Origin of the sequence: Coxiella endosymbiont of Ornithodoros amblus (genome assembly GCF_019425495.1) — a bacterium.
Taxonomy (GTDB): domain Bacteria; phylum Pseudomonadota; class Gammaproteobacteria; order Coxiellales; family Coxiellaceae; genus Coxiella.
In genome coordinates this window covers 1-9,227 of sequence record NZ_VFIV01000052.1, presented here as the reverse complement: position 1 = coordinate 9,227, position 9,227 = coordinate 1, and the positions used below count along the sequence as shown (strand labels likewise).

The window sequence follows — 9,227 nt, the reverse complement described above, 5'->3', positions numbered from 1 at the left end:
GAACAATCGTTCAAAAACAAAAATAATTTAAAATGGATGCTCGTTACTTTGAGCACTCACCAGTTGGCCATTTCCCTCTTGATCAACAGAAGCTAATGATCGATCTTTTTCTACTTAAAAAAGCGGACAAATTTAGGACAAGAGGTTTTTCAAAAATCCTATTTTAACTCTCTCAATTATCAATTATTAATAAAATACCCAAATATGTTTTATAAAGGTAAGAATGCCCATATTTCCTATCTTTATCTTTCGGCTTTAAAATTCGAATGTCTATAAACTGCTCTATAATCGCCTGTGTCCCTGGGCGAGTGTAGCTCGTCCATTTTTGGATGGTGGCATTCATTGCGATATGTTGAGCAAACTATCTTGGTAAAATTTTTATAACACTTTTGCTGAGCTCTTGTATTTTCTCCATATCTTTTTTACGCAGCATAATGATCTTACCCACAACATCGATTGCTTCATTAACTATTTCAATGACAGCATCTAGAAAAAATCTATCCGAGTAGAAATCTTTCCATGGTGATAAGCCAGCCAATTTTTCGCAATAAAGTTGCTGGTATTTTTTAAAATAGGAAGATAAAAAAACCGGTGTTTCCAAATAGCCTTCTTTCCATAAATAAAAAGTGATTAATATCGTTCCCGGTCTTTCATTGCCAGCTAAAAGCTAAACTCAAAAGCCACTTGGCGGGGGAAAGGGGTGAGGGATAAAAAATTTAAACTCTTAAGGTTGATAGCGCATTGCTCCGATTGCTATGCTGATTCATCAGTCTGTTTTTCGCTTCCTACTCAGAGTAAACAAAGTATAGGGCTTTGTTTGCATTTTATTAAAAGTGGATCTAAACAAGGTTTTTATTGCGAAAAATCTGATCTTTTCCGAGCGCCCTATCAAAATAATGCTTAAAAAAGCGAATTGGAGCGGCGTTTGAAATTTCTAATTAATTTATTTTTAATGAAAAACTGGTAGGCACGATTGGTATCGAACCAACGACCCCCACCATGTCAAGGTGGTGCTCTACCACTGAGCTACATGCCTACACGGACGAGACAGGCTAACCTTAACATTACCTCCTATTTCGCGCAACCACTGGCCTGGTTTTTAATTGACGCTACACTTGCGTTATGGAAGCCTCAAAACCACTCTGAGAACCCTCTTCAGAAATTCGCTTACAAAGTCAGATGGGTCATTTTATCTCGGATATTAACAAACTTTTTGTTAAAAATATCGACGATTATCCTGTACTTCACCAATGGTCTATCGATCAGCCAGCACTCTTTTAGGAGGCTGTTTGGGATTTTTATGGGATCAGCGCTTCGCAAGTACCTACCAACATTTTGCTAAGAGGCAAGCGGATGGAAGAATTCCAATAGTTCTTAGGTGCCAAATTTAACTTTACAGAAAATTTATTACGGCATTACAACCAAGACGTTGCATTAATTTTACTTTTGAAACAGGGCATTATTGGAGTATTACTTATGCTGAGTTCTACACGGAAATTGCTAGTCTTGCTATTTTTTATGTCAATGCCACGTTTCCCCTGCTGATCGCGTCGTTGTTGTCTTCTCGAACTAGATCGAAACTGTAATTGCCATGCTGGCGACTGCTAGTGTTGGTGCCATTTGGTTAGCGTATTCGGCGGATTTTGGGTTAGAATGTTTTTTAGATCGTTTTGGACAAATTAAACCTAAGGTATTATTCGCCGTTGACAGCCATACTTATTAAAGGAAAACTTATCATCATCTTTGTAAAATCCGCCAACTCCAGCAGCAACTGACTTCGCTAACGCACACAATCATCGTTCCTAAATAATCAAAATATCACTATTAATGAGTTAAAAAATAATTCTCTTTATCCCGACTGCCTTCGTATAACTTCTCTTCCTTTTTATTTTGAAACACTTCCCTTTGATCACCACATCTACATTCTTTATTCTTCAGGAACCACTGGAAAATCAAAATCTGTGGTACATAGCATCAGCGGCACTCTGCTTCAACATCTAATGGTCGTTCTTTACGATAGACGATAGTGAACCTTTTTATCCTACCCGCACAGCTTTATTCGATTTAATCGACAAGGTTAGTATTTCTATTTTTGGAGTGGGTGAAAAATTTTTAGAGTAGGCTAAAAAAATTCGATTTAGTCCCTAAAAAGACACATAATTTTTTATCCTTAAAAACAATTTTAACGACAGGCTATCCCCTTGTTCCTAAAAGTTTTGATTATTTTTACAACAACGTAAAACCAACATTTAATTGTCATCCATCTCGGGCGGCACGATATTATTTCTTGTTTCACTTTAAGAAATCCTTTATTGTCTATCTATCTTGGCGAATTGCAGCACATTGGCCTTGGCATGGATGTAAAAATTTTTAACGACGGCGGGGGATTACGCTAAAATAACAAAACGCGGTACAATGACTATCTACCGACGCTCGGATACCACGCTTAATCCTGGTGGAATTTGCATTGGCACCGCCGAAATTTACCAATAAGTCGAAAAAATTAATGAAATTCTAGATTGCCTGGTTACCAGTCAGCAGTGGAAAGGAGATGAACGAATTATCTTATTCGTTATTTTCTAAAAATAAACTACTTTAACTGATTTATTGCGGAAAAAATTCAAACTACCATTCAGCAAAATCTATCACCTCATCATGTACCGAATAAAATTATCGCTGTACCCGACTTACCTCAAAAAAGTTGGTAATATAGTTGAATTAGCAGTAAAAAATTATTAACGGCGAGTCGGTTAATAACTCAACTGCTCTCGCAAATCCGAAAATACTAGAACATTTCCAGAATCTCAAAGAATTTGTGAGTTAATAAGACCCCTATCATTACCCAGAAGTGGTAAAGACTAAAAACTTAAACGCGAGATCACGAAGTTTAAAATGAAAATAGCTGTGACTTATGAGTAATAATATAGAAGATTTTTTAATCTAATCCTCCCTGTATTCTCCTTCACCTCATACGAGCTAACGGTATTAATTCTCATCTCGCAAGGCTCAACGCAATACTTTTCCCACATTGGTTTTTTGCAACTCCTCTCGGAATTCAATAATTTTAGGCACTTTATAAGCAGTCAGAAATTCAGAACAATGTTTTATAATCTCATTTTTCATTAAATTTTTATATTTTTTAACAATAAAAAGCTTTAACTTTAATTTGTTCTCCTATTTTTCCACTCGATACGCCGATAACAGCAGTCTCGCGAATACCCGAATGAGAGGTAAGAATATCTTCAATTTCATTTGGATAAACGTTAAAGCCAGAAACAATAATCATGTATTTTTTCGATCCAATAAATAAAGCCACGCTCATTGATTCAAGCAATATCTCCCGTATGCAACCACCCATTATCATAAATAACCTTTTCTGTCTCCTCCAGCTTTTTCTAATAATCTCCCATCACCTGCAGGCATCGCACGCGCAACTCTCCTGGGTTGTGAAGCAGTAAATCATAGCCTTCCTCATCTGAATAAAGTATTGATCGCTACAAAAATGGTAATCTGACTTTCTCATAAACTATTAATAAATCCTTTAATATCACGCGGATTAATAATCAAAAAACACGTTTCTCCCAGCGCCATAAAGCAAAAACAAAAAACCGTTAGCGAAAAAATATGATAAAAAGGAAGCGCTCCTACGCTAGTTTCTTCTCCTATTGATAGAATAGATTTCACCCACGCCAACGCTTGAGCTATGTTGGCCAGAATATTCTGATGAGTTAGCATCGCGCCTTGGGGAACTCCTGTCATTCCACCCGTGTATTGTAAGAAAGCAATATCATCCTTCTTCATTGGCACCTCTTCGAAAGGTAACTGAGCGCCTCCTTTTAAGGCTTCTTTAAAAGAAATGCTACCTTTAATTTCCCAAGAAGGAACCATTTTCTTAACATATTTAACGACAAAATCAATTACTGGTTTTTCCACTTCAAACAATCGCCAATTTTTGTGACGATAACATGTTTGATCTCACATTTTTCCAAAGCTAGCGAAAGCCTCCTGGGCGAAACTTTCCAAAACAATAAGTTCTGTTACACCAGCATCCTTTAACTGGAAATCAAACTCGCGGCAGTGTATAACAGATTAAAACTTACAACGACTAACCCAGCACGAAGGGCGCTAAACATAGCAACAGGGAATTGCAGCAGATTGGCCAGTATGATAACGCGGTTTTATCTTCAAATCGTTTACAATAACCTTCTAAAATTTCTTCAAACGAATGATAAATCTCTACGTTAAGCATTTCAGAGATCCCTAATAGATAACTCTTTAGCCATATTTTCGCATTATTTTAATTCCTCTTCTACAAATCGTGATGACAATTCTTCAAATCTAAAATCATCAACATTAATGATACGCATACGGGCTGCATATGCGTTTTGCAACTGCTCCACTTCGGCAAAAGTAATTATTTTTTCAGCCTCCGCCATTTGCAATTTTTCCTGCAATGGTTCGGCAGCAATAACTTCTTTTAGAATGGAGTTTATGGCACGGATGAGGTTATAAGGATGACAACGAATAGTCCCCTGTCCAAAAATAATAAGTGAACGCGTTAATATATTAGCTCCCTACCGTAATACCAAGCGGACTTTCAAATAAACCCTTGAACCAAATAATTATTGGGACCCATACAAATGCCATTACCGCCGTGGATATCGATCGCGTGACTAATCACTTCTCGATTTAATTGAGTAATTATGATATTTAGTAATTGCCGATGTGGCAGCCGATTTAAATCCGCGATCCAAAGAGGAAATCGTAAACAGCCGTAACGCTTGCTTCTATTAGTCAAATATAACTGCCAATACGTGTTAACGCTTCTTGAACGCCGCCAAATTTTCCAATAGGAAGGTGAAATTGACGGCGAATGCGGCGTAGAAGACACCAGACACATAAACCGCGCGCCCACTTAATCTTTCCACTGACTAAGGAGGTACCGAAATACTCCGACCCGCTGCCAATCTCTCCATTAACATACGCCAGCCCTGACCAGCCATTTTACACCACCAATAATATATTAAGTGAGCGGCACAATCACATCTTTCCTTTGAGTGGGTCCGTCCATCTGGGAATGCACAACATAAAGGAAAATGACGTCGCCCTGTAACAGCACCGGGTGTATTAAGGGGATAAGTGCACAGGTAACGCCGAGATTTTCTCGATTACCGATTAAGTGATTTGGATCATATATCATATAATTTAAAGGCAATACCGAAAAGTAGCGATCGGAGCTAAGGTAATATAACGTTTATCCCAATTCAATCGAATAGCAAGCTCTCGTTTTCCATTAAATTCATAATGGCAGATGATGCCATAATCCTCAATTGAGGTAGCGTCTGATCCAGCGACAGGACTGGTCAGCGCAAAACAAGGTATTTCTTCGCTCTTCGCTAAACGCGGTAAATAATAATTTTTTGTTCTTCAGTACCATAAGCTAATAACAATTCCGCTGGCCCCAGTGAGTTGGGACGCTAACCACTACGGCTACGGCAATGCTAACACTGGAAATTTTCGTAAGAATTTGTTGTATGCGCTAACGCGGAAAATTCCTTTCCCCCATATTTTTTTGGAATAATCAGTGCAAAAAACCATGGTGCTTTAAGTGTTCCCAAATAAAATCGGGAATAGTAAACCAGGGCTGATTAATGTCCAAATCGTTAATTATACCACATAACTCTTTAACAGCCACTTCCAAAAACGCTTGTTCTTCCGGTGAAAATTTACCTTTCGGTATATTTTTTAATTTATTCCAATCCGGCATGCCACTAAATAATTTTCCTTCCCAGCCAACATTCCCCAGAGTAAGGCCTGGCGTTCCGTCAAGGATAAACGAGCATTTTTTAGTGATAAAAAGATGAGATTTTTTGAAAAAATTTGGCGGCGTAAGAATAATAAATTAAATAAAACAACCAGGAGTAAAAAACCACCCATAAACTCACCATTGCCCACAGAGTTATTAAACTTAAGAGGGAAACAAGAATAAGGAGAAGAGCGCAGCTAATGCTCCAAACCATCAACGAAACTCGATTGAAGGGGAGAATAACGGCTATCACGAGAAATAAATAACCCATCCTAAGGTCTCACAGCATGAGAAGCCTCCTAACTCTGATTGTCCATACAAGAATACAAGATAAGAATAGCCAAAAGCGGCACCAATTGCACTAAAGCATTATCATCCATCCATCGAAAATTAGGCCATTCCAAAATAATCACGAGCGGTCCCATTAATAGCGCTAATAACCAATCAATTTTAAACCACCAACTGGCTAATCCCCAAATGAACATAACAACCACTATCCCAATAAAAACGATCCAAGTTCTACTTAACTGAGTACGGCGCAGCTCAACGAGTAAAGGGTCAACGATAGCGCAGGACCAAACTATAGGCATGGCATATTGTTTCCCAGGAGCCAATAGCAAAACGAGACAGAGACTGACTATTGTCCATGCTAAAGACGAAATATTTTTCCCTTCCCTTTCACGTTGTCCCCATAGCAACCACCACCGTTTTAAACGCACGATTTCAAATAAAAGCATTAAGCTAATGATAACGAGCAGTAAAAATTTGGAAAATAAACCGAAAAAATTGAAGCGACTTTTTGCATAGCTGTAATAAAGGAAAGGAATAAATTAACATCAAAAGATGAATAAAGCGCCTTAAAATGTGCCCTCTTATTCCACCGACTGTCTCGTGATAACCCTTGTCCATTATTAGCTTTTAAACGTATGTCATTTCAGCGATTTATTATAGATGAGAGTTGCGTCTACCAAAATGATCAGCACTGCGTTTACTAATTCAACGTTATGGCGGAAAGGTTTAGATGCTATTATCTTAGGATTGGTATAACCTAAGTGATAATACCCTTCAACGTCTCCTTTCAAAATCGTCCTCAATAACAGATCGCCTCCTTGAACAAGCACGACGCAATCTAACCCTATGAATTTTTCAATTTCTTTTCCATAAACGCGAAGACCCGCAACAACTTCTCATTGAATAAAACGAGGCCCCATTGCGTCATCCGATACGATTAAATACAAGGTATTTTATTTCTACTTTAGGAATAAGATCAACTCTTCTTTTATTTCTTCATCCTCGTTTTTTGACATCCTCCATGAGTAGACAAATCCGTCGTTTCTTACTGAAAAATTACATAGCCGGCATATTGCGCTGCAGACCGTTTTCCGTGCATTAGCTAATCGTAGCTACAATGAACACCTAAATTTAAAAGCGCTCTGAGAAACCATCTTGCTGATTTTTCAGAAAGTGTATGTTTTTCGCCATCCTCCCAATATTGTAATGTTGTCTTTGCAATCCCTGATTTTTTGGCGAATTCTCATCGAAACAGTTTAGCCATTTCTCAGGCCGCTTGTACCCGTTTCGGTCTGGCCAAGCGTTCTTCCTTCAAACGCTTCATAGTCGTCCCCTCCACTTTTGAGGCGATGTAAGAAAAATCTCACAAGAGATTTGGTAAATTTCCAGTTGTAGCATTTATGTCAAATGTAGCTCAATATAACAAAAAAGACCAGCATGTCGATTGAAGCATCACTGGCCCAAAAATAATAATAGGTTTTGGGCGATAGTATCACCCAGCACTTCCCTCAAAAATACATTTTTGTGGTATCACACATCAGAGATCATGTTTAGTGTTAGGCATGCTGTTGCCTCATCTGCACAATGATTACAAAAAACCAGTAAAGAATCCACTTATACTATTAGTCAAAGGTAATCCCTTCATTCAAAAAATTCATGTTCAATTGTTGAAAAAATTAAATTGCGAAGTGACGCTGGCTATAAGCGGGCAATCGACTTTAGCTCTTTAATTCCAAAAAATTCGATCTTATTTTTTGGATATCAATTTTTCAGACATGAATCGTACGGAGGTTTGCAAAGCGACACGGGAACGCACCAGCAGCACCCCCATTATTGCTGTAGTTAAGACAAATCCCGCTATTTTTCCGCAGATATAAATGATTTTATTAAAAAACGAACTACTCAAACAGTGTTAAAACGAGTGCTTAGTTATTATTAGATTCAGTAATTTGAACCCGGTATTGTGACATCTGGTTATTGGAGCTAAGCTTCGATATCAAATTTAAGTTCAATTGCAAACAGGAAGCTCACAAAGAAAATTTATAAACCCCATAATTATTACTTCCTTCCGAACAGCCATGTTGGACACTCGTGTAGCTAAAGAATTTTTCGAATATCATCTTTCAAACAATATCCTGAAAGCGGCTGATTTAAATTCGCTGCATCTTCAAAAAAGCAGTTTCATTGACGAGCATCTAAAAGCTTCCATGGCTGACATTCTTTATTCGGTGAAACTTAACTATCGTCCTGTTTATTTTTATATAATTATGTATGGAACATCAGAAACCCTGATATAAGTTAAATGTCTTACCGTCTCTTATGATATATCCTTCGCATTATTAATCATCACCTCAAGAAGAAAGATTATCTTCCTTTAACTATCGTGGTTCCTCTCGTTTTTTATCACAGAAAAAAACGATATCCCTATTCAACGGATCTTTTTACGCTATTTAGCGATGAAGAGCCATTAGCCCGAGAAGTACTCTTAAAACCTTTTACACTCGTTGATGTGACGCAAATGGCTGATGAAAAGCTCAAGGAATTGTTACCCTTGTTAAAACGATTGAAGTAAGCGAAAACGCCCATCATATAATTATTGGTAGACTCACTTATCTCTTTCAAGCTGATATTGAGAATCCTATTGAAGCTGTTAAGCTAATTCATGAAGAATTATCACCAAAATATAGGAGGTGAAATTATGCCCTTGAGTATTTCTATTTAAGACAAGCATCGTTACACTCATTGAGTACGCTGGAGCTGTAGCCCAAAGACTCCAAAAAAGGCTTTGAAAAAGGCCACTCCGAATGACAAAGCTTAGCTAAAGGACTCAAGCAAAAATTCGAAATGAAGAAAAGCAATTCTTGGCCTGTCAAATGCTGCAATCTTTTATTGATTGCGAAACCAACAGGACTTCATTTAGAAGAAGTCCAAGCGGGCACCCTAAATAACGAACGAGTAAGTTTATATTAGTGTCTTGTCAACATTCAACTTTAGAGTTGGCGCGGGCTGCAATTAAAAGTGTAGGTTAGGCCGGCTCCGGCTCACGGGATCTGCCGTGGATTTGCAGTATTATTTGAATTGATATTGTTTTCTACTCTTCAGTATCTTTATGTCAATAACTATGGTTTCG

At 37.8% G+C, this 9,227-nt stretch carries 11 protein-coding genes, 1 tRNA gene and 4 pseudogenes; 4 read left to right on the top strand and 12 right to left on the bottom strand.

The genetic code is table 11. The features are described 5' to 3' along the window. Positions 1–361: 361 nt before the first annotated feature. Both FIV31_RS06320 and FIV31_RS06315 read right to left on the bottom strand, forming a co-directional pair. Positions 362–601, bottom strand: a complete 240-nt coding sequence (locus tag FIV31_RS06320) for a hypothetical protein (protein WP_280124184.1) — start codon at positions 599–601, stop codon at positions 362–364. Positions 602–961: 360 nt separating this feature from the next. Then, positions 962–1,036, bottom strand: a tRNA-Val gene (locus FIV31_RS06315). A 143-nt stretch (positions 1,037–1,179) separates the two neighbouring features. Between FIV31_RS06315 and FIV31_RS06310 the strand changes: the two are divergent. Further along, positions 1,180–2,824 (top strand): annotated as a pseudogene (locus FIV31_RS06310) (AMP-binding protein). A 182-nt stretch (positions 2,825–3,006) separates the two neighbouring features. Here the strand turns inward: FIV31_RS06310 and FIV31_RS06305 are convergent. The 10 genes and pseudogenes from FIV31_RS06305 to FIV31_RS06260 form a co-directional block, all read right to left on the bottom strand. Beyond that, positions 3,007–3,123, bottom strand: a complete 117-nt coding sequence (locus tag FIV31_RS06305; RefSeq protein ID WP_280124183.1) for an AMP-binding enzyme — start codon at positions 3,121–3,123, stop codon at positions 3,007–3,009. 16 nt (positions 3,124–3,139) lie between these two features. Next, positions 3,140–3,322, bottom strand: coding sequence for a hypothetical protein (locus FIV31_RS06300; RefSeq protein ID WP_280124182.1), 183 nt, complete (start codon positions 3,320–3,322; stop codon positions 3,140–3,142). Between the two features lie 197 nt (positions 3,323–3,519). Beyond that, a complete protein-coding gene (locus FIV31_RS06295) occupies positions 3,520–3,933 on the bottom strand; it encodes an AMP-binding protein (protein WP_280124181.1) in 414 nt (137 codons plus the stop codon). Positions 3,934–4,292: 359 nt separating this feature from the next. Beyond that, positions 4,293–4,469 (bottom strand): acyl-CoA dehydrogenase domain-containing protein, encoded by a 177-nt coding sequence (locus FIV31_RS06290; RefSeq protein ID WP_280124186.1) that lies wholly within the window; start codon positions 4,467–4,469, stop codon positions 4,293–4,295. A gap of 128 nt (positions 4,470–4,597) precedes the next feature. Then, entirely contained in the window at positions 4,598–4,798 is a 201-nt protein-coding gene (locus FIV31_RS06285) for a hypothetical protein (RefSeq protein ID WP_280124180.1), read from the bottom strand. Between the two features lie 225 nt (positions 4,799–5,023). Further along, complete coding sequence (locus FIV31_RS06280; RefSeq protein ID WP_280124179.1) at positions 5,024–5,200, bottom strand: hypothetical protein; 177 nt, start codon at positions 5,198–5,200, stop codon at positions 5,024–5,026. A 381-nt stretch (positions 5,201–5,581) separates the two neighbouring features. Beyond that, the gene (locus FIV31_RS06275; RefSeq protein WP_280124178.1) at positions 5,582–5,767 is read right to left on the bottom strand and encodes a hypothetical protein; all 186 of its coding nucleotides are present in this window, start codon (positions 5,765–5,767) and stop codon (positions 5,582–5,584) included. 338 nt (positions 5,768–6,105) lie between these two features. Then, a pseudogene (locus tag FIV31_RS06270) lies at positions 6,106–6,715 on the bottom strand (hypothetical protein). Between the two features lie 36 nt (positions 6,716–6,751). Continuing rightward, a pseudogene (locus FIV31_RS06265) lies at positions 6,752–7,319 on the bottom strand (helix-turn-helix domain-containing protein). A 34-nt stretch (positions 7,320–7,353) separates the two neighbouring features. Further along, positions 7,354–7,464: a hypothetical protein gene (locus FIV31_RS06260; RefSeq protein ID WP_280124177.1), complete on the bottom strand. Its 111-nt coding sequence runs from the start codon at positions 7,462–7,464 to the stop codon at positions 7,354–7,356. A gap of 195 nt (positions 7,465–7,659) precedes the next feature. Here FIV31_RS06260 and FIV31_RS08655 point away from each other — a divergent pair. The 3 genes and pseudogenes from FIV31_RS08655 to FIV31_RS06250 all read left to right on the top strand — a co-directional run bounded on the left by FIV31_RS08655 (position 7,660) and on the right by FIV31_RS06250 (position 8,669). Further along, positions 7,660–8,036: pseudogene (locus FIV31_RS08655) on the top strand (response regulator). A 139-nt stretch (positions 8,037–8,175) separates the two neighbouring features. Next, positions 8,176–8,394 carry an Rpn family recombination-promoting nuclease/putative transposase gene (locus FIV31_RS06255; RefSeq protein WP_280124185.1) on the top strand — a complete coding sequence of 73 codons (219 nt, stop codon included), beginning with the start codon at positions 8,176–8,178 and terminating at the stop codon, positions 8,392–8,394. 86 nt (positions 8,395–8,480) lie between these two features. After that, entirely contained in the window at positions 8,481–8,669 is a 189-nt protein-coding gene (locus FIV31_RS06250; protein WP_280124176.1) for an Rpn family recombination-promoting nuclease/putative transposase, read from the top strand. Positions 8,670–9,227: the final 558 nt, after the last annotated feature.